This is a genomic window from Thalassomonas sp. RHCl1 (assembly GCF_947387555.1).
Lineage (GTDB): Bacteria > Pseudomonadota > Gammaproteobacteria > Enterobacterales > Alteromonadaceae > Thalassomonas.
Genome location: NZ_CANDNZ010000020.1, coordinates 32,844 through 54,567, shown reverse-complemented (window position 1 = coordinate 54,567; position 21,724 = coordinate 32,844). Strand labels below are relative to the sequence as shown.

Genomic DNA, 21,724 nt, shown 5'->3' with positions numbered 1-21,724 from the left:
ACCCCAAAGAAAATCAAAATGATGAATAATCGAGCAAGCAGGGGTTAATAAGGAAGGCCGGGGCAACAGCCAGGATTAAACAGCAAGGTATCAAGCCGCGGCACAAAAACGAAAATTAACAGATAAAATCCAGATGTCTTTGATAGAAGTCCCCCAATAACGGCACAGATCTTTTTTGTCCGGTCAGGGCGTAATACAAGGCCAAAAACCACAAAAAGATCACGGCGATATTAAGTAACCAGCCAATTAAAGGAATAAAGGATAACAGGGCTGCGGTAATCACCAGTCCCAGGGATTGTCTTAAATGAAAGCGGGCAAACGTTGATCTATGAAAGCCATAGAGAATTATCGCCAGCATCCACCCTACTATGGTCAGATAACTTAATGCCGCCACTATTTTAGCCATATCATAGGCCGTTTTGGTATCCGTGTGATAATGCGACATCTTTTATCTCCAGCAGGGTTTATTAATATAAAAGTTAGCCTTTATTCAACTTCCAAACAAGCACAATTTTTGTCATAGTTAACAATATAACCCGAGTTTATGACAAGAAAATGAATGCCAGCCTGCCCTGCATCCAGATAAAGGCCAAAGCAAAAAATCACGGATTATTTTTAGTTTGCCTCGGCAGCGGCTTATTGCTGATCGCTTTACTGTTTTCGCTCTTTTTCTGGCAACAGGCAAGACTTACTTTAATTTTCATTGACTTAGTCGCCCTGGTGACCTGCCTGGTAGGTTTGGGCAAATTGATGGAGCCTAAGATCAGCTTTTTTATCACCCCCGCCTCTTTATGTTATCAGCACAGGCATGGCAAATGGCGCCTGTTATGGCAGGACATAGTGCGGATAGACGCTGTCAGGCAAACCTGCGGTGTCAGCAGCCAGGAACTGCCCTATCTGGGTATAAGGCTGAAACATATCGACTGTATTGCAGGCAATATCTCCCCGCGGATGGCAAACCGGCTGATCCATGAGCAAAGGCCGCTAACCCTTTATTGCTTACTCAATAATTTAATGACCCTGGAGCAGGGAGCCATGAATTTTATGCCTTATACCTTAAGCGACGGCACCCGCATCAAGGGACCAATAGCCTGTTTCCTGCACCATAGCTGCGCCTTGCAAAAGGCATTGGGCTACCACCTTTTTATTCCCGATACCGCCATGGACAGAGATATCACCGACTTCTCCCGGCTACTGAGCCAATGTAAAAAGGCCACCGCATTATACCCTTAACCCCTTTTATCTTATTTAAGCGGCTTAAGCAGACGCTTGAATTGGGACAGCAGCACTTGCATCCGGGCTAAGCTTGTTTTCTGCTCGGCCGCAGACAGGGGTTGGTAACTCAGTTTTTCGAAGGTTTGTGTTATTTCGTTAAAAATAGCTGCAATTTCAGGACGCTGCAACGCAAGTTGCCCGGCAAAGACTTTGGCTGTCTGGGGCAGAGGTTTCTCCAGTCCTTTTTCGGTTAATAAGTCCAGGGCCTGGCGGTATAAAACTAATCCGGGATCTCTTACTTCTTGTGAGGAATTACGCCGGTACAGCCACCATAGAAGCACTAAAGTGATCATTATGGTCCCGGTAATGATGACGACAACTTTCCATGGCACCAGGCGGCCAAACCAGGAAGATAACAACCGATATTGCCGGGCGGCACTATAGCCGAGCACCAAACGTGTCCACTGATAGTCTATGGCATCAAGCTGCAGGCGCAACTCATTGAGCCAGGCGAATTGCTTCAGTCTTTGCAGGCTGAAAAAATCGCCGCTTAACCGTGATTGTTCCTGCAGCAACAACGCCGATAAACCGTTTTCAACCCGCTCAGGGTTAACCGCGGCGGTGGGGTCTACTCTGTGCCATCCCTTACCCGGTTGCCATATCTCTACCCAGGCGTGGGCATCATATTGATAGATGCTGTAATACTCCCCTTGCGGGTTATGCTCCCCCCCTAAATATCCGGTCACCAGGCGGGCAGGAATACCGGCGACCCGCATCATAAAAGCAAAGGTACTGGCATAATGCACGCAAAAGCCTGCCCGGGTATCAAAATAGAACTCATCCAGGCTATTTTCATTTAACAGCGGTGGTTGCAGGGTATAGCGAAACGGCGCCTGGTTAAAATGGGCCAATACCGCCTGTACCAGAGCGGAATCATCGGCATACGCTTTTCTTAAGGCAAACACCTCCTGTACCAGTTTAGGGTTACTGCCTGGCGGATAATCCAGGTTGCGGCGGATAATATGACCGGGGATCTGTAAGTCCAGGGGGGCATCGGGATAAGTATCCACCCGGTAACTGACAGCCTTGGTCAGGGGCTTTCGGCTGCGCAAGCTATAATCCGGCAGCTGGATGATTTGCTGAGAACCCTTGGTCTCCGCAGGCAATGTCGCCAGATCCAGGGCAAACAACCATTTCTTGAAACTGGCTTCGGCGATCACCTGATAACTTAGTTTGCGCTCCCCGGGGCGGACTTGCCCGGAAAGCGGATCGATAAATATTTGCTTAAGTTTACTCTTGTACTCGGGCGCCATTTGCCAGCGCCTGCCGTTATAATTTTCTAAAACCAGGGTACGCCAGTAAAGTTGGCTGTAATCGGGGCGCACCCGATCAAAGTTCGCCCGAAACGCCAGCTTATCAGACAATGCCAGGCTGGCAATATCCCCCGGCGCAACACTTTCAGATAATCCGGTGGCGGATGTTTTCGCCATAGGCACTTGCCAAAACGGCGAAAGCCTCGGAAAGATAACAAATAAAACAATGGCTAACGGAATACTGTGCACTATCAGCAAGCCGCTGGATTTAAGTGTGCCAGCTCCGGGACGGCGTGATGAAAAATAACTGAGCAATAAACTGATATTAAGTAAGAGCAATAACAGGATCGCTAAGGTAAATTGCAGATCTTGCTGAAAAATCAATGCCGACACCAACAAGAAAAACCCCAATAAGACTACCAGGTAAAAGTCCCCGCGCCCCTGAATCTCCAGTGCTTTTAGCACATAAGAAAAACACAGCAGATGCAGCATGGCCGATAATAACCCCAGCTCAACCCCGGAAATAATCAATACCAGGCAGCCGCCTAGGGCAAAAATAGCCATCACAGACCCGGGTGGCCTCTCTTTTTGATAGTGCACCATTAACACCTGCCAGCACAGGCACAGGGCTAGAACGGCTAACATCCAGGAAGTCAGTTCCTGAAACAAGGTCAGCAGGTTGGTCCCCTGGCAGACAATTAACAGCCAGGTGACATCTTTACTCAGGGTAAATGTTTTTTGGCTGACCACCGGCATAATTTTATGCTCCCCCTGCTGACGGACCCGGGTAAGCCGCCAGTGCCCGCAAGCAGCTTTTCAGGTGAAAGTCACCGCTGTCGACCTGGAATACCTGCCCTGCCAGCTCCAGGCCATAGCGATAATCTTCATGATGGTAATGTAACAGCAGATAACATAGATACTGTAATTGTGTTTCGACATCGCCGCCCGGCATAGCCGCCAGGCTTAACCAAAGGACACTGCCCTGTTGCTGCTGATAATGTTTGGTATATTTTCCCTGCCCCCGGGCAAATTGTTTCCAGGCCACCCGGTTGACTGACTCTCCGAGCACATAAGTTTTTAATTCAAAAAAGTCTTCCGCACCGACGCAGGCTTTACCGGTATTTTCCGCACTGTCCCCCTGCTTTAAAAAATGCAGCAACGGCCCCGGGGGTAACTTGGCCTGAGGATAAAGGGTGCATAAGCAGCCAAAATCCAAGTGGGTCCAACAGCTAAAGAGTCCCAGGGAATATTCGCTTTTAATGGTGATGCGCCCGGGCGCGATCAAGCCCCGCTTTTTCGAGAAAAAGGGTAAGTTCACAGACACCTTTTCTGCACGAATAACGCTGATATGCACCGCCTGCTGCCCGGCAAAAGAAAGGGTTAAGTCATAGCGGGGGATTTTACTGTGCACGGTAAGCGGCATAGTCACCCCCTGCCCGGCATAACCGCTACATTGCCCGTTGCAGCTTATCGCCAGGCCGCAAAGATTAAAAAAGCTTTGCAACATCACGGTAATAAAGAGACTGCCCATCAGGTAACTCATTAAAATAATGACATTATTCTGATAGTTAGTGCCGAGCAAAAAAATCAGCAACACCAGTAATAAATAGGCGCAGCCAAAACGGCTGGGAAAGATAAAAATATTGCCCCGGTGCAACAGCTGGTATTTGGCCGCCGGCAGCCGCTGCTTTAACCAAAGGGAAAAGCGGCTTTTAACGCCGGCTTTAAGCTTTAACATCATCTTGGCGCCAAACATAGCAGGGACTTCAGGATAACTTGGCTAACGGATTGGTGGGATCTACCTGCTCCAGTACACTTAATGCCAGTCCCTCTTTGTGCTGCATAAAGCTATCTGAAACAATTTCCAGGCGATGCTGGCAAACCGCCACAAACACCGCTTGGATATCCCCGGGATGGACATAATCACGATCTTCCATAAAAGCCCAGGCCTTTGCCGCTTTTAACAATGCCTTACCCGCACGGGGCGACAGGGGTCTGAGATTTTCATCCTGGCCGCGGCTGACATGGCATAAAGCAATGATATAGTCGAGAATGGCATCGCTGGCACTCAGGTTATCAATATTTTTTTGCATGGTGATAAGTTGCTCAAGTTCAAGGCAAGGGCGTAAGTGCATAAATTGATGATCCCTGTCCTGGCTTAACAAAATCAGTTTTTCTGCCTCCACATCGGGAAACCCCAGGGAAATACGCATCATAAAACGATCCAATTGAGACTCAGGTAAGGGATAGGTCCCAGCATGACTGAGGGGATTTTGCGTGGCAATAACAAAAAATGGCGAAGGCAGTTCATACGTTGTGCCGTCGATACTGACCTGGTGTTCGGCCATGGCCTCTAATAACGCACTCTGGGTTTTCGGGTTGGCCCGGTTAATTTCATCCGCCAGCACCACCTGATTGAAAACCGGCCCCCTGTGAAGCTCAAACTGCTTTTTTTCACTATGATAAATCGAAATACCGGTAACATCCGCCGGTAATAAATCACTGGTAAACTGGGTTCTTTGGTAACTTAGTCCCAAGGTTTTTGCCAATACCTGGGCTAAAGTGGTTTTGCCCATGCCGGGTAAGTCTTCAATTAAAATATGTCCCTGGGCCAGTAAACAGGCAAGGGCCAGGCGGATCTCCCGCGGTTTTCCCAGCACTATTGAACCGACTTGTTCTACTACCGCACTAATAAGGTTTTGCATCTTGATTATTAAACGTTTTTTAGCCTGAAATCTAACTGGCAGTATAGGAATGAACCGGGCCTTTCGCGAATGGCAGCGAGCATTAATCTTAAGTTTCAACGACATTATCCGCTAACCAAAATAAGGCAATCCCCCCTCAGTAAGGCGCTTTATTTAAGATCCCGGTAAGTTCGACCTTAAAGTTACCTTCATCATGGGCTAACGCCTGGATATCATGCTCCAGACTGGCTTTAACTTTGCCGTTGATTAATGACGGATCCGATATAAACTCAGTGGCCTGTTCATAGGAAACCGGTTTGCTGATCAAATAACCCTGCACTTGGTGACAATTGAGATCACGTAAAAATTTCAGTTGCTCCGCCGTTTCCACCCCTTCGGCCACGATCTTTAAACCTAAATGATCCGCCAAGGTGATAATGGAATTGACGATGGCGGCATCAAAGGTATTCTCGGTGAAATCTGTGATAATAGAGCGGTCAATTTTAATTTTATCCACGGGAAAGTTCTTTAAATAACTATAAGAGCAATAGCCGGTACCAAAATCATCGAGGGAAATACTAAAACCGGCATCGGTGAGTTCGTGGATCAAATCGATCGTTGCCGCCAGGTTATCGGCGACCACATTTTCCGTAATTTCCAGCTCTATGTATTTGGGTAAAATATCATTTTGCTTCAACTGTTTAATAATCTTGCTGGCAAGCTGCGGGTTTTTAAACTGTACCGGCGACAGGTTGATGGCAACCGGCACAGGCTCAAGAGATGCCTCCTGCCACCGGGTGAGATGTCCGCACACCAGGGCAAGTATCTGATCGGTAATCGCATCAATAATACCGTTACTTTCCGCCAGCGGGATAAAATCATCCGGGGGCACCATACCCGAGTCCGGATGTTGCCAGCGTACCAGGGCCTCCATACCACACAATTGCCCGCTGCTGACATCCACCTTCGGCTGATAATAAACAAGAAATTCATTTCGTTCGACGGCTTTATGCAGGTCGTTTTCCATTTGCAGCTGCTGGTTCGCCCTTTGATTGATTTCTGGCGAATAAAACCTGAAGTTATTTCGTCCGGATTTCTGTCTGGCTTCATACATGGCAGTGCTGGCATTGGCGATCAGCTCATCCGGCTCTTCACCGTCATTCGGGTATAAGCTCACCCCGATACAGGTATCAAGGTACAGATCACTTCCTTCAATACTCACCGGATTTTCCAATGATTGGAATATCCGGTTTAACATCTGGATCAGAAATTCATCCTGGGAAAAATCATCCAGCAACAGAGATAATTCATAACTGCTGATTTGTGACACACAGACACTGTTCTTTGCAGCGTGCCCAGCACTATCAACAAGGGAAACACAATCCGTATTTCTAAATAGTTGGCTGATTTTACGGCCCATTTCGCGGATCAATTTTTCACTGACACTATGACCTAAGGTATGGCTGATTTGACGGACCTTCTCCAGATCCAGAACCAGGATAGCAAACTTTCTGTTATTGCGCTTTGCCCTGTATATTGCCTGAATAATACGATCGAACATCACAGTACGGCTCGGCAGACCAAAGACCTGTGTGGTTTCCACCCGCTCATCATATTTACCGGGAGCTAAATTCACAGATACTACAGCACTTTCCTGAGGTGGTTCATCGTCATTTGGGCATAAGCTTTTCTTGCTTTCCAACTCACTCCCGGCCAGGGGGGTTATTTCGACAACCGGTTCGGCCTGGACTTGTTCACTCTCATTTTCTTCAAAAGTCTCAGTGCCATTGCTTTCCTGTTCGCTTTCCTCAACCGGCTCGGCGGCTGCCGGAGGTTTTTCCGCCTGTTCATTCCAGATTTCCACACGGTTACGGCCCGTTTCTTTAGCAACATATAAGGCCTCATCTGCCTGGCTGACAAAGGCTTCGGCATTACTGAGCTGATTTGACCAGCAAGCCACGCCAAAGCTCGAAGTCACATTGAATTTACCGTCTGGCAGGCTGATATCTTCTTTCATCACCGCCAGACGAATTCGCTCCGCTACCTGGGCAGCCTCTTGCGCCGTGGTCGCCGGCAGCACCACGCAAAACTCTTCGCCTCCGTAGCGCCCCACCAGATCATTGGTGCGGGAGATGTCTTTGAGTATTTTCGCCACCATCTTGATCACTTTATCCCCCACCGCATGACCATAGGTATCGTTGACCGACTTAAAATGATCTATGTCTGACATAATACAGCTCAGTGAACTCTTAAGGCTTTTTTCCTCTTCAATCAAGACTCTGAGCCCTTCAAAAAAAGAGCGGCGATTAAGGCAGCTGGTGAGCGGATCTCGGGTCGCCAGATATTTCAGCTCCTTATTTTGGGCGGTGATCTCTTTTTGGCTGAGCTTAAGCTTATCCAGTAACTGGCCCAATTCGCTGTTCTTTATTTCCAGCTCGGTAATATCGTTAAAAGTCACCAGGGCGCCCCGGGTTTCTTTTTCGCTGCGGCCAATCGGTGAGACATTCACTTTAAAAGAAACCTGGTTGCCTGACTTGGCCCTTAATTTCAGCGCTGCGCCGGTCACCGCCGCCTCACCTTGCAATACCGGTAACCAGGGAAGTACTTGCTGTTCTTCTTCGCATAACCAGTCTAACTCAGACGCTTTTTTGCCCATCAGCGATTCATTTGACCGGGCCGATTTTGTCAGGAAAGGTTCATTGGAAAAAATTATTTGCTCTTTGTTGTCAATGATTAACAAACCATCGGATAAGGTATTTAATGCATTGCGCACCCGGTCGGGAACCACAGAACCGGGATCGAGCTCGAGCATGGTTTTTTTTAAAAACAGTAAATAACAAACAAAACCGGACAAGGAGACGAACAGCACCAGTATAAAGAAGGGGTTATCCAAGGTAGACAGGTCATCAAAAATAACTTCTATCGTTCCCCAGCGCTCACCTTTTTTAAAAATCGGCACCTGTACCTGGGAAGCGGTAGATTTATCTGTGGGTTTAAGCAACCATGCCTGCTGGTGATCGCCGGACTGGGCGATCACTTGGTTGGAAGTTAACCGTACGCCGGCGGATTTTACATTGCTGTTTCGGGTCACCACGGCTTCCAGGGTATGATGGACATTATCTTCCCGGTTAGCGGTAATATCGGCATTAAGCTGTACCGCAAGCGACTCTACCAGCATTTTACGAAATTTCAGCTCCGGCACTTTCTGGTTCGGGACCAGGCCTAAAAACTCAAACATCAGCAATATACTGCAAGTAAGCATCACCAAACCAACGCTGATACGCACCAATGGAGAGCCGAGGGGATTTTTCATAAGCTAGTCCTTAGATTCATCAGCGCTTTTTTCCTCAGTATCAAAAATAGTTTCTTCTTTCGCCGCAGACTGACCGGCTTTTTTATCCCCTGACGGCTCCGGCGTCTTCACCGGTTGACTACCTAAAACCGGCATAAGATCAAACTGTTTCCAAAGGGGAATAATGGACAGAAAACTGGCCATCAAAGAGCCGGCCCGCAAAACCCAGGCAAGGACCCCCATAGAAACCGATAAAGTCGCCCCCATGGTCACTTCCGCGACAACATCAGCTTGTTCATCTTCATCGGCTATCGATTCGTTCAGCTCCCGGCGCATTTGATCCAGCTCCCGGAAAAAGTGCTCATTATCACGGGCAGAGACTTGCTCGGCGGTCAAAAGTTCAAGGGGAACACTGGTAGAAAAGTCCAGATTAATCAAATCAAGAGCCTCCAATGACTGGCTCTGCTGATCAGTGTTATTCTCCTGGATTGTTTTTGTTTTAATTTCTACCTCATTAATTTCCCCTATCACGGTTTCAAATGCTACCTCCGAAAAACCCGGCGCATCATTACTGTTATGCTGATGATTCAGAATCTGATGCAGGCCTTTCGGCACCGATATACTTTGCGCTATCTCGACCTCCTGGGCCGATTTCTTCTCCCCGGAAGTTTCAGCCTGGTCATCCGTTATTTCTTCGGCTTGTTCAAGGCTGTTTTCTTGCAGGCTCTCCTGTTCCAATGAGCCCTGGTTTTCTGCAACCCCCTTATTTATGCTTGTCTGCACAACATTGGTCGGCTGTATATGAGTGATTGGTAAAGTATCAACCGTCATTGGCCGGTTTACCGTCAGTGAGAAGGCTTCAGCAGTAGTTAAGCTGCCATCATCAGCAATGAGTTTCAGCGCCAGGGTACCCGTATCTTCGTTGTCGGCTATGCCGCTAAGGGTTAGGCTGTCGCTATCAAAGTTTAACCAGCCGGGCAAGGCACTGCCATCTGCCTGCAATAGCGTGTATACCAGGGTATCGGCAGTGTCGGGATCCATGAAGGTATGTTTACTAAAAGTAAGGTCAAATTCACTTTCCGGGTTAACGGCCTGATCGCTGAGGGATTGGGTAATGACCGGAGCATCATTAACGCCAGTGATGGCAACATTCACCCGCTGCTCGGTACCGTCGATACTGGAGACAGTGAGCTGCTCTGTCACGGTTTCATTCTCACCCAATGCCCGGATGGCTGGCTGGGAGGCGTTGGCATGATAAAACCAATGACCTTGGCTGTCGATATTTAATTCCCCGTAACGCCCGCTGAAGGTTTCGGCAACAAAAGCAGCCTCGCCTTCATCGGCATCGACAATCGTCAACTGGCCTGAAGTTACCAACTCTCCGTCGCTATCATCAGCCAGCAGCAAAATAGCATTATTCTGCCCTGAAATTATCGCGGCATCGTTAACAGCAGTAAGTTCAATACGAATCAGCTCTGTCGTTATGCCGCCAAAGTCATCGGTAACGGTAACGTGAAAGCTGTCACTGCCAAACCAATTGCTATCCCTTGCCGTATACACCCAGTTGCCCGTTTGCGTATCTATCACCACCTGTCCATGGCTCGCCGGACCCACCGAAAAATAGCTCAGGTCGGTAAGACCATCAACATCGCTGGCATTTATATCGCCGCCGATCCAATCACCTTCAGTGCCGCTAAAGTACAGATCGCCGCTGATCAGTGCCGCATCATCAACGCCGGTGAGCGTGACGGTCACCAATTGCTCTGTTATTCCGCCAAAATCATCGGTTACCGTAACGGTAAAACTGTCAGTGCCGAACCAGTTGTTATCTGTTGGCGTATAAAACCAGACACCTGTTTCGGCATCTATATCGGCACTACCGTAAACTCCATGACCTGCGCTAAAATAGCTGCTGTCGGTAAGGCCATCGACATCAGTGGCACTAAGTATACCGCTAACTATATCTCCTTCATTACCGCTGAAACTGATATTACTGGTGATCATCGCAGGATCATCATCGATACGGTTGACCTGAATAACAAAGTTCTGATCGCTAAGCTGGTTACCTGCCGGATCCGTTACAGAAAAGCTGAAACTGTCAGTGCTGGTATTACTGTCGTCATGGGAATACAAGACTTTACCGTCGAGAATATCCTGCTGGGTAAAGCTGTCGTTGCTGCCCTGGGCCCAGGCGCTGCCGTTAATGGTTAAGGTGCCGTTGCTGACATTACCTACGGTATACAGTAAAGCCGCATCATCGCTATCGGCATCTGTGCTTTGCAACTCATTTAATGAAAGGGCAATATTGCTATCCCCTTCCGTCACCGTCAGGCTTTGCTTAATGACAAGGGCAATATCATCATCTACAGGCGTTACGGTAATAACAAAACTTTGTCCGCTAAGCCGATTACCGGCACCGTCTTCAACACTATAAGTAAAATGATCGCTTAAAGTATTGCTGCCATCATGGGAATAAAGCACCTTGCCGTCGATGATGTCCTGCTGGCTGAAACTGTCATTACTGCCCGATGCCCAAGTGCTGCCGTTAATGGTTAACGTACCATTGCTGACATTACCCACGGTATAAATGAGCGTACTATCGAGAGTATCGGCATCTGTACTTTGCAGTTCGGTCAAGGTCAGCGCAGTATTACTGGCGCCCTCTGCTACTGTCATGCTTTGATTAACCGCGGCCGCGGTATCATCATCTTCCGCACTTATCGTAATTGTAAAGCTTTGCCCGGTGAGTTGGTTACCAGCGCCATCTTCGACGGTATAACCAAAGTTATCGGATAAAGTATTGCTGCCATCATGGGAGTAACGTACTTTACCGTCAATAATATCTTGCTGGCTAAAGGTATTATTGGCACCAATACCTGACTTGTACCAGACACTGCCATTGATATATAAAGTGCCATGACTGACATCCGTCACGGTATAAATGAGCGTACTATCGTCGGTATCGGTATCTGTGCTTTGCAGCTCGGTTAACGTCAAAACCGTATCAGTGGCCCCTTCCGCTACTGCCATGCTTTGATTAACGACCGTTGCTGTATCACTGTCTACCGGCGTGACTGTGATAGCAAAGCTCTGCCCGGTCAGTTGGTTGCCCGCGGGATCTTCCACGGTGTAACTGAAATTATCAGAAATGGTGTTCGAGCCGTCATGGGAGTACAGGATATTACCGTCAATAATATCCTGCTGGGTAAAGGTATCGTTACTGCCGGCGGCCCAGACGCTGCCGTTAATGGTTAACGTGCCATTACTAACATTACCCACGGTATAAATAAGCGTACTATCATCGGTATCGGCATCTGTACTTTGCAGCTCGGTTAACGTCAACACTGTATTGGTATCGCCTTCAGCAACCGTCATGCTTTGGTTAACCACAATCGCGGTAGTATCATCCTCGGGTGTCACCGTAATAACAAAACTTTGCCCAGTCAGCCGGTTACCCGCAGGATCTTCCACCGTGTAGCTGAAACTGTCCGAAGTGGTGTTGGAGCCATCATGGGCGTACAGGACATTGCCGTCGATAATATCTTGCTGGCTAAAGGTATCGTTGCTGCCCGAAGCCCAGGCGCTGCCGTTAATGGTTAACGTGCCGTTGCTGACATTGCCTACGGTATAAATGAGCGTACTATCGAGAGTATCGGCATCTGTGCTTTGCAGCTCAGTCAAGGTCAGTGCGGTATTACCGGCGCCCTCTGCTACCGTCATGCTTTGGTTAACCACGGTCGCAGTATCGTCATCTACCGGGGTTACCGTGATAGTAAAACTCTGCCCGGTAAGTTGGTTACCCGCAGGGTCCTCCACCGTGTAACTGAAACTGTCCGAAGTCGTATTGGAGTCATCATGGGAGTAGCGGATATTACCATCGATAATATCCTGCTGGGTGAAGGTATCATTGCTGCCCGAAGCCCAGGCACTGCCGTTGATGGTTAACGTGCCGTTGCTGACATTGCCCACGGTATAAATGAGCGTACTATCGTCGGTATCGGTATCTGTGCTTTGCAGCTCAGTTAACGTCAAGACCGTATCAGTGGCCCCTTCCGCTACTGTCATGCTTTGATTGACAACCGTTGCTGTATCGCTATCGACCGGCGTGACTGTGATAGCAAAGCTCTGCCCGGTCAGCTGGTTGCCCGCGGGGTCTTCCACGGTATAACTGAAATTATCAGAGCTGGTGTTGGAGCCGTCATGGGAGTACAGGATATTCCCGTCAATAATATCCTGCTGGGTAAAGGTATCGTTACTGCCGGCGGCCCAGGCGCTGCCGTTAATGGTTAACGTGCCGTTGCTGACATTACCCACGGTATAAATAAGCGTACTATCATCGGTATCGGCATCTGTACTTTGCAGCTCGGTTAACGTCAACACTGTATTGGTATCGCCTTCAGCAACCGTCATGCTTTGGTTAACCACAATCGCGGCAGTATCATCCTCGGGTGTCACCGTAATAGCAAAACTTTGCCCAGTCAGCCGGTTACCCGCAGGATCTTCCACCGTGTAGCTGAAACTGTCCGAAGTGGTGTTGGAGCCATCATGGGCGTACAGGACATTGCCGTCGATAATATCTTGCTGGCTAAAGGTATCGTTGCTGCCCGAAGCCCAGGCGCTGCCGTTAATGGTTAACGTGCCGTTGCTGACATTGCCTACGGTATAAATGAGCGTACTATCGAGAGTATCGGCATCTGTGCTTTGCAGTTCAGTCAAGGTCAGTGCGGTATTACCGGCGCCCTCTGCTACCGTCATGCTTTGGTTAACCACGGTCGCAGTATCGTCATCTACCGGGGTTACCGTGATAGTAAAACTCTGCCCGGTAAGTTGGTTACCCGCAGGGTCCTCCACCGTGTAACTGAAATTGTCCGAAGTGGTGTTGGAGTCATCATGGGAGTAGCGGATATTACCATCGATAATATCCTGCTGGGTGAAGGTATCATTGCTGCCCGAAGCCCAGGCACTGCCGTTGATGGTTAACGTGCCGTTGCTGACATTGCCCACGGTATAAATGAGCGTACTATCGTCGGTATCGGTATCTGTGCTTTGCAGCTCAGTTAACGTCAAGACCGTATCAGTGGCCCCTTCCGCTACTGTCATGCTTTGATTGACAACCGTTGCGGTTTGATCATCGACCCCGGTCACGGTCAGAGTCACGGTCGCAATATTAGAGTCACTGGTGCCGTCATTGACTTTATAGCTAAAACTGTCAGTACCGCTAAAATTGGCTGTGGGCGTATAAGTAAAAGAACCGTCAGCATTAAGAGAAAAAGAAGCAGCATTTGATGGCCCGCTGACCAAAATAGCCGTTAACGGATCATTTTCCGCATCATAGTCATTGGCTAACACACCGGCATCTGCCGAAACATTTAAGGTACCATCTTCTAGCAGGGTATAATCTTGCAGGGCTGAGCCATAGAGCATTTTTATTTGCTCGGCCGACAGGGCCGAGTCAAAGATAGCCACTTCATCAATTTTCCCCTGATAATGGCGCACCGTCGGTGTTTCGCTTCCCGAATTGCTGACACCGGTAGAGGCGCCAATCACTATAGGCTCGCTATTACCGCTTCCGCCTGAAGTGGTGCCTAGTCCCCCGGTATATACATTGGTATCTGCCAGCTCGCCATCGACATATAGCTTCATTCCTGATGAGCCAAAAGTAAACACTACATTATGCCATTGGGAGTTGGTCATAACCTCTGTCGTTTCGACAAAATAGCTATCACTACTGCTTTGTAAACGCACATTAATATGGCCGCTGGAGGTCAAGTCAATTTCAATATGACCACCGTTGACATAGCCTGAAGAATCCTTTGAAAACAAACTCGAATCTTGCATGACATTGTCGGTATTAAACCAGAGCTGAATACTACCGTCATCCAGCATCATATCGCTATCGTGGGGAATAACGATATAGTCACCGCTATCATCGTTGGTTGTTCCATCAAAAGAAACCGCAGTATTCGCCGGGTCATCAACAAGAGCCCCCGTTTCGGCCAGCCCCGGAGCATTGACGTAAGTACCGTTATTGCTTCCTGCCTGGTCGAGGACCAGGGTGCCGCTGCTTTCATTGAGCTGCCAATGAGAAACAGGATTAAGACTGCTTATATAAGTACTGTAGGTTACCGGATCATCATTGGCTGATGCCGGATCATTAGCCAATACCTGCTGCCATTGTACTTGCAACGACTCACTCACGGCTAATTCGGTATCAATAACACCTGTGTGATATTCAAGCTGCCAGTCTCCCCCTGCCTCTGCATGCCCCGTCAAATCATTACTGGCTGCAACATCCGTTTTAGTTAAAACAGCCAAGGCGTCAATAAAAGCCTGCCCGCTAAGCTCAGCTGCCAGGTTGCAGCCATAAAGTAAAATATCACCATTGAATTTAAAAGCACCTGACCAGGCAGAAATCTCGGCGGAGTATTGCTCCAGGTTCTCCTGGGAGAGGCGGGTATTTCCGATATTAAGCTGGCCCTGCTCACCGTGGGAAATAAGGTGTAAGGCATCCAGATCTGTATATTGACTTAATACTTCACTGATTTGTTTAATACCGCTATCTTGAGAATCAATGACTACCAGTTGGAATTGCGTTCCGTCGGCAGCGTTATTGATGATATCATTGACCAAAATTTGATAATCCGGCGTAGATGCATCTATGATAACCAGCTCGACTCCGCTCACTTCTTTATCATTTGCATCGGGTATCGGCTGATTTTCCTCAAGCTGAGCAGTTAACGCATGAGGGCCGGATTGCTCATCCTGATGATTCCCTTTAGCCAAAATAGACAAGCGGGTTTTAGCTTCATCCAGCACGTCAGGATCAACATAGGAAACATCAATAGTGCCACCTAACAAATCTGCCGAATATAATAAACGCGGCTCTAATGCTTCAATATATGCGGGAAAGCGGCAGTTTTTTACCTTAAGGCTGGCTTTGGCTTTGTTTTTAAGCTTAGCTTCCCTGCGTTTGAAGATCATAATACCGCCTTTAACAGCGACATAAACACCGAACAAACACTATGAATAATTTTTTTGTAAAAAACTTGGAAGGTAAAATTTATAACTGGATGAGATATTCGCTTTTTTTCTGAGTGCGCCCTGAGCAGTTTCCCCGGTTGTACACTCTTTTTATCACAAAGTTCAGGCTCAGTCCCCCCCCTGTTTAGTTGATGGCTTCTCCCCCGGGTAAAGGTACTTTTAAAATGTTGATAAAGTCCTGAAGCCACAATAAATCCCTTTATCCTATACTGACATATAGCTCGCAGAGCTCCAAGTCGGCCAAGCAAATCATCAATGCCTTTGTATTAAACCAGGACAACAAGTCAATACAGCAAGCATAACAGCCATTAATTATAGCCGGTGACTGATATTCAGCATAATCGACAGGTAAACTCCGGCTTAATTTCCATACGCCCGGAGCAATAACTTGTTTTGCCGCCCTTCTGCAGGCATACACATTATCTGGACTCATCAGTGTTTTCACCTTCTGAATCAAAAATACTTTCCTCCAGTGCCTCCGGCTCGTCAACTTGCTCCTCCTTTAAAGGCCGGGCTGGCTTCACTGCCTGCTCCCCCAACACCGGCATTAAATCAAACTGTTTCCACAAAGGAATCACGGACAGGAAACTGGCCATCAAAGAACCTGCCCGTAAAATCCAGGCAAGCACCCCTACAGAAACCGACAAAGTTGCCCCCATAGTTACTTCTGTCACGACAGCAGCTTCGAGCTCTTCCTCTGCGACCGACTCATTCAGCTCACGGCGCATTTGATCCAGCTCCCGGAAGAAGTCGTCATTATCCCGGACAATACGCTGGTCCTCGGTTAACAACTCAAAAGCTTCTTGCCCTGAAAAATTCAAGGGGATCAGATCAAGAAGCTCTAATGCCTTGGCTTGCTGATAAACTTCTTTAACCTCGCTTGTTATTGCCTTACCGACAACCTCATTGGTCTCTCCCGCCACATATGCAAACGGCACAGACGAAAAAGTCGCCCCCTGATAGCGGCCATGCTGACTGATATTTACCTGTTGCAGGCTCGCCAATGTGTTATTCGATCTATTCGAAGTCACAGCAGATTTATCCGCCTGAGGGGCTTGAGCTTCCTCACCCGTCACTTCACTCTCTGTTAGTACCGATTCTTCCTCCAACTTTTCTGTCCCAGGACTTATTTTTTCTGTGTTTTCCGTCACCGAAGTTAACGGCGTACCGGCAGTCTGCGGCATATTAACAGTCAACGAGAAGGTCCCTGTCGCACGAGCGCCGCCGTCATCTGCTATAAGTTTCAAAGTAAGGGTGCCGGCGTCTTTAGCACCAGCTATACCGCTGAGGGTAAGACTTTCGGCATTAAAGCTTACCCAGTCGGGCAAAGGGGAGCCATCCGCCTGTACCAGGCTATAGACCAGGCTATCGTTACTGTCGGGGTCGATAAAAGTATTTTCTCTAAAGATAAGCTTTAAATGACTCTCAGGGTTCAATACCTGATCGGCCAGGGAATAAAGCATAACCGGTGCATCGTTGACACCGTTAATAGTGATCATCACTTGCTGTGTTGTGCCGTCGGCACTGGTTACCGTAAACTGCTCCGTCACCTTTTCATTTTCACCCAGTGCCCGGATAACCTCTTGGTTGTTATCGCCATAATAAAACCACTGGCCCTGGCTGTCGATTTGCAGCTCCCCATAATATCCGGCCAAGGTGTCGGCGACAAAGCGGGCTTCCCCGGGATCAGGATCGGCTATGGATAATAGCCCTGAGGTTACCAATTCGGCACTGATATCTGTATTTGCCAACAAGCTGCCGGCCGTATCTCCCAGGATGATTGCCGGATCATTGACCCCGGTAAGTTCAATCAAGACGATTTCAGTGCTGGTGCCGCCCAAATCATCGGTTACCGTGACGGTAAAACTGTCACTGCCAAACCAGTTGCTGTCATTTGCCGTAAAAAGCCAGTTGCCCGTTTGGGCATCTATCTCCACCAGGCCATGACTTGCAAAATCCACCGAAAAATAGCTCTGGTCGGTAAGACCATCGGCATCGCTGGCATTAATATCGCCGCTCACTTTATCCCCTTCACTGCCGCTAAAATAGAGGTCACCGCTGATCTGCGCCGCATCATCAACACCTGCCAGCCTGACAGTCACCAACTGCTCCGTGACTCCCCCTAAATCATCAGTCACGGTGACAATAAAGCTGTCACTGCCAAACCAGTTATTATCTGTTGGCGTATAAGACCAGGCTCCTGTTTCGGGGTCTATTTCAGCCCAGCCATAAGTGCCATGACCGGCACTAAAATAGTTACCGTCGCTCAGGCCATCAAGATCACTGGCACTGAGCTCCCCGCTGGCTATATTCCCTTCACTACCGCTAAAGCTGATATCACCAAAAATCTGTGAAGGATCATCATCAACACGATTGATCTTAATGGTAAATACCTGCTCAATAAGCAGGTTTTCTGCCGGATCGGCTAAAGTAAAATGGAAACTGTCAACATCGCTATTGCTGTCGTCATGGGAGTATAAGACTTTGCCATTGATAATATCTTGTTGGGTAAAACTATCGTTGCTGCCGTAAGCCCAGAGACTGCCATTAATGGTTAAAGTGCCGTGGCTGACATTAGTTACGGTATAAAGCAAAGCGGCATCATCGCTATCGGCATCCGTGCTTTGTAACTCATTTAAGGACAGTGCAATATTAACTTCCCCTTCCGTCACCGTCAGATGTTGATTAACCACAACCGCGGTATCATCATCGACAGGCATCACGGTAATAGCAAAACTTTGTTCACTATGCAGGTTACCGAAAACATCTTTAACGCTAAAAGTAAAATTATCAGATAAAGTATTGCTGCCGTCATGGGAATACAACACTTTGCCATTGATAATATCTTGCTGGGTAAAAGTATCATTGCTGCCGGCAGCCCAGGCACTGCCGTTAATCAATAAATGCCCGTTAGCGACATTGCCTACAGTATAAAGCAGTGTTTTATCGCTGGTATGACTATCGCTACTTTGCAACTCGGCCAGTGTCAACGGGGTATTATCCGCCCCTTCTGCCACTGTCATGCTCTGGTTAATCACGGTGGGGGGATAATTATCCACGGTAGGCGAAGGGTTAGCCACAGGTGTGACCGAAATGATAAAAGTCTGTCCCGCCGTTTGATTGCCGACCCCGTCTTCAACACTATAAGTAAAACTGTCAAAGGCAGTATTACTGCCATCATGGGAATAACGCACCTTGCCATCAATGATATCTTGCTGGCTAAAAGTATCATTTGCGCCAATACCGGATCGGTACCAGGGGGTACCATTGATATACAAGGTGCCGTGACTGACATCGGTAACAGTATAAATGAGGCTGGCATCATCACTATCGACATCGGTACTTTGCAAATGATTTAAGGTCAGGGCAACATTGCTTGCCCCTTCTGCCACCGTCATGCTTTGGTTTACTACAGCAGGGGGATCATCATCCACCATAGCTTTCATAGCCACAGTCGCAATATTAGAATCACTGGTGCCGTCATCGACTTTATAGGTCAAGCTATCCCGGCTGATAGCATTGTCCCCGGTCGGGGAATGAAAAGAGCTGTCGGCATTAACGAAAGAAACATCTGCATTTGCTGGCCCTATGAGCCAAGTTGCCGTTGGCCGCTCACTTTCTGCCCGGGCCAGAATATTCAACCGCGTTTGAACATCTTCTTGCAGATCCGGATCAAAATGGTTGAACTCAACCGTTCCCGCCAGCAAATCTGCCGAATACAGTAAACGCGGCTCCAGTACTTCCATAAGCACAGGGGATTGTCTGCACAACACCAGCTTATCCCCGGCTTTATTAGCTTTGACATCCCTGCAAGTTACGCTCAAGGCGCAACCTTCATTTGTGCAAAGGTTTCCACATCAGAGCTGTACCTGCTGTTATCCGTAACGATCCGGGACAGCTTATCAGCCTCCAAAGTCATCTGACCGGTTATTTTTCGGCTTTTTGCCGGGCCGCTCAACTGACAACTGTTACATTTTTTATAACGCGGATTAAGCGCGACCTCAAAACCAAGAGACTTCAGGTTTGTGACCCGCCCAAGGGCATTGCCGAGCTGCTTGTACACCCCTAAAGCCACGGTATACTCCTGCTCTCCCCTGGCTTTTTTAACATAAAAATCACGAATATTTTTTGCTTTTAAACGCGCCGTGAATGCCTTGACCTGAGTTTGCTGTAAAAAGGGCACACTATAAACCGCATAATCACGGATTATCCCGGCAGCCCTTTGCGCTTGATGAGTCGAGGTGCCGGCACCGGCAGGCAAAGTCAGCACAGGCGTTTTCTCTGCGGCTTTCACTTTTGCGACAACTGGCAAAGGTTTGGCTTTAGCCTTCGCCATCAAAGCTTTTGCCGGGCAAGAACTACAGGCCCGGTAACGGGGGATGAGTTCAACTTCAAAGCCTAAATCTTGCAAAGTTTTAACCCGGCGAAGCGCATTTTCCCGACCGCGATAAAGTCCCAGAGACATCTGATAGCCAGTTTGCCCTTTTACCTTTTGTACATAAAAATCATGGATATTTTGTGTTTTTAAACGGACACTGAGTGCTTTAACCTGAGCTCGTTCGGGCAAAGAGGCACTACGCACAAAATAGCCGTTAACACTTGCAGCTCCCTGCTGCTTTTTCTCTACTGTTACTTGCTTGCGGGAACTTCCGGTATCAAGTTTACGCCCCTTGTCTGTTGCACTTGCCTTTAAGCTAAGCTGAGGCATTTTAGCCTTTGCTTCTTTAGTTAACAAAGCAGAGACCTGATCTGCCGCCTCTGGCTTTACCTCCCTTTTTTCAATGCCGCCACTTAGCACTGCTACGGACGTTTTTTGTCTTTTATAACGCGGACTCAGTTCCACCTCAAACCCTAAGGTGGTGAGCTTTTTAGCCCGGCCGAGGGCATTGTCCCGGTTTCGGTAAAGCCCCAGAGAAACCCGATAGCCTTCACCTTTTATGCTTTGTACATAATAATCACTAATTTTTTCGGCTTTTAAGCGATTGGTAAACCCCTTTACCTGCTTCTGTTCACTTAAAATCTTGCTGCGTACCACATAACCATTGACGCTCACGGCAGGTTTTTCCCGGACATGCCCGACATTTTCCTGCGAAAATAGCTGAAGAGCTTTCTCCGTTTTTTTCACTCCTTTAGCGCTCACCTCATCAGCAGCAAAAGGCTTTTTCTCCACGGAAAAACGGGCGTGTTTTTTCGGTTCAAGCTGTTCATGCTGATGCATAAAAGCCAGCTGGCACTTCAGTCCGGCAGCAATTTTATGCTCCGGGTTAGGCAAAGCCAGCTGCACCCTGAAGGTACCGCTGGCACTGTCTACCACAGGATCGATACGCTCTATGTTTGCCATTTGCGTATCCAGGCCGCTAAACTCAGGGGTCACCTGTGCTGTTTGTCCCGGGATAAGTTGTCCCCAATAATCCGCCGCAACAATGACTTCAATGCGCAAGGGATGCAATTGCGCCACCCTCAATAACGGCTCATTTTCAACATACTCTCCCGCCGACTTATATTTTTCCATGACCACACCGTTAATAGGGCTGAAAATAGTTTTCTGGTTGACCACCTCCAGCGCCCGCCGGTACTCCATTTTTGCTATTTCATTTTTATTTTTTGCCTCCTGCTGATACATTTCGGCCACGGTTTGTTCGGTTGCCAGACGATCCATCTCATGGGAAGAAATAGCCGACTTACTAAAAAGCGCCTGGTTACGTAAGTGTAAACGTTTACTGAATTCGGCATTTTCACGGGACAGTTCAATTTCCACGGTTGAGCTGGCCCGGGTACGGGCAAGTTCAAGTGCGGCTTGCTCTACCGAAGAGTCGAGTTTCGACAAAGGCTCTCCCAATGCAACATAATCACCGCGATCGACAAAGACTTTTTCAATCACGCCCGGGGCCGGACTGCCGACATCAACCACTTCCCCTGGTTCGATCAGGCAATCAAATTCTGGTAAAGCGCTGCTTTGATGATTTTTCGATATTTGTTCGGCGCCAACCTTAGCTAATAACATACTGCCAACGAGTAAGAGAAACACTTTTGATTTATAGTATTTTTTCATCGCTCATTTCCTGCTCATCATGATTGCCAACAGCCGCCGCAAACAGCCAATCAAGCGCCCCGTAATGAGAAAAAGATGATAACAGTGGCATTGCATTCCCTATTACCCAAGACGGAACATCCTAACG

Annotated in this window: 9 protein-coding genes; 1 reads left to right on the top strand and 8 read right to left on the bottom strand. The window is 48.1% G+C overall.

Annotation, left to right across the window (positions count from 1 at the left end; translation table 11 throughout):
• Positions 1 to 115: 115 nt before the first annotated feature.
• Complete coding sequence (locus QL234_RS29465; RefSeq protein WP_281561312.1) at positions 116 to 445, bottom strand: hypothetical protein; 330 nt, start codon at positions 443 to 445, stop codon at positions 116 to 118.
• A gap of 110 nt (positions 446 to 555) precedes the next feature.
• Between QL234_RS29465 and QL234_RS29460 the strand changes: the two genes are divergently transcribed.
• Positions 556 to 1,233 carry a DUF2982 domain-containing protein gene (locus QL234_RS29460; RefSeq protein ID WP_281561311.1) on the top strand — a complete coding sequence of 226 codons (678 nt, stop codon included), beginning with the start codon at positions 556 to 558 and terminating at the stop codon, positions 1,231 to 1,233.
• Positions 1,234 to 1,244: 11 nt separating this feature from the next.
• On the opposite strand, the gene QL234_RS29455 is transcribed toward QL234_RS29460, so the two are convergent.
• From QL234_RS29455 to QL234_RS29425, 7 genes are all read right to left on the bottom strand, one after another.
• Complete coding sequence (locus QL234_RS29455) at positions 1,245 to 3,284, bottom strand: DUF3488 and DUF4129 domain-containing transglutaminase family protein (RefSeq protein ID WP_281561310.1); 2,040 nt, start codon at positions 3,282 to 3,284, stop codon at positions 1,245 to 1,247.
• A 4-nt stretch (positions 3,285 to 3,288) separates the two neighbouring features.
• Positions 3,289 to 4,269: a DUF58 domain-containing protein gene (locus tag QL234_RS29450; protein ID WP_281561309.1), complete on the bottom strand. Its 981-nt coding sequence runs from the start codon at positions 4,267 to 4,269 to the stop codon at positions 3,289 to 3,291.
• Positions 4,270 to 4,294: 25 nt separating this feature from the next.
• Entirely contained in the window at positions 4,295 to 5,233 is a 939-nt protein-coding gene (locus QL234_RS29445) for an AAA family ATPase (protein WP_281561308.1), read from the bottom strand.
• A gap of 136 nt (positions 5,234 to 5,369) precedes the next feature.
• Entirely contained in the window at positions 5,370 to 8,525 is a 3,156-nt protein-coding gene (locus QL234_RS29440) for an EAL domain-containing protein (RefSeq protein ID WP_281561307.1), read from the bottom strand.
• Between the two features lie 3 nt (positions 8,526 to 8,528).
• Positions 8,529 to 15,485 (bottom strand): cadherin-like domain-containing protein, encoded by a 6,957-nt coding sequence (locus tag QL234_RS29435; RefSeq protein ID WP_281561306.1) that lies wholly within the window; start codon positions 15,483 to 15,485, stop codon positions 8,529 to 8,531.
• 479 nt (positions 15,486 to 15,964) lie between these two features.
• Positions 15,965 to 19,369 (bottom strand): cadherin-like domain-containing protein, encoded by a 3,405-nt coding sequence (locus QL234_RS29430; protein ID WP_281561305.1) that lies wholly within the window; start codon positions 19,367 to 19,369, stop codon positions 15,965 to 15,967.
• On the bottom strand, positions 19,366 to 21,597 hold the full coding sequence (locus QL234_RS29425) for an efflux RND transporter periplasmic adaptor subunit (protein ID WP_281561304.1): 2,232 nt from the start codon (positions 21,595 to 21,597) through the stop codon (positions 19,366 to 19,368). The genes QL234_RS29430 and QL234_RS29425 overlap by 4 nt, the downstream gene beginning before the upstream one ends.
• Positions 21,598 to 21,724 lie beyond the last annotated feature (127 nt).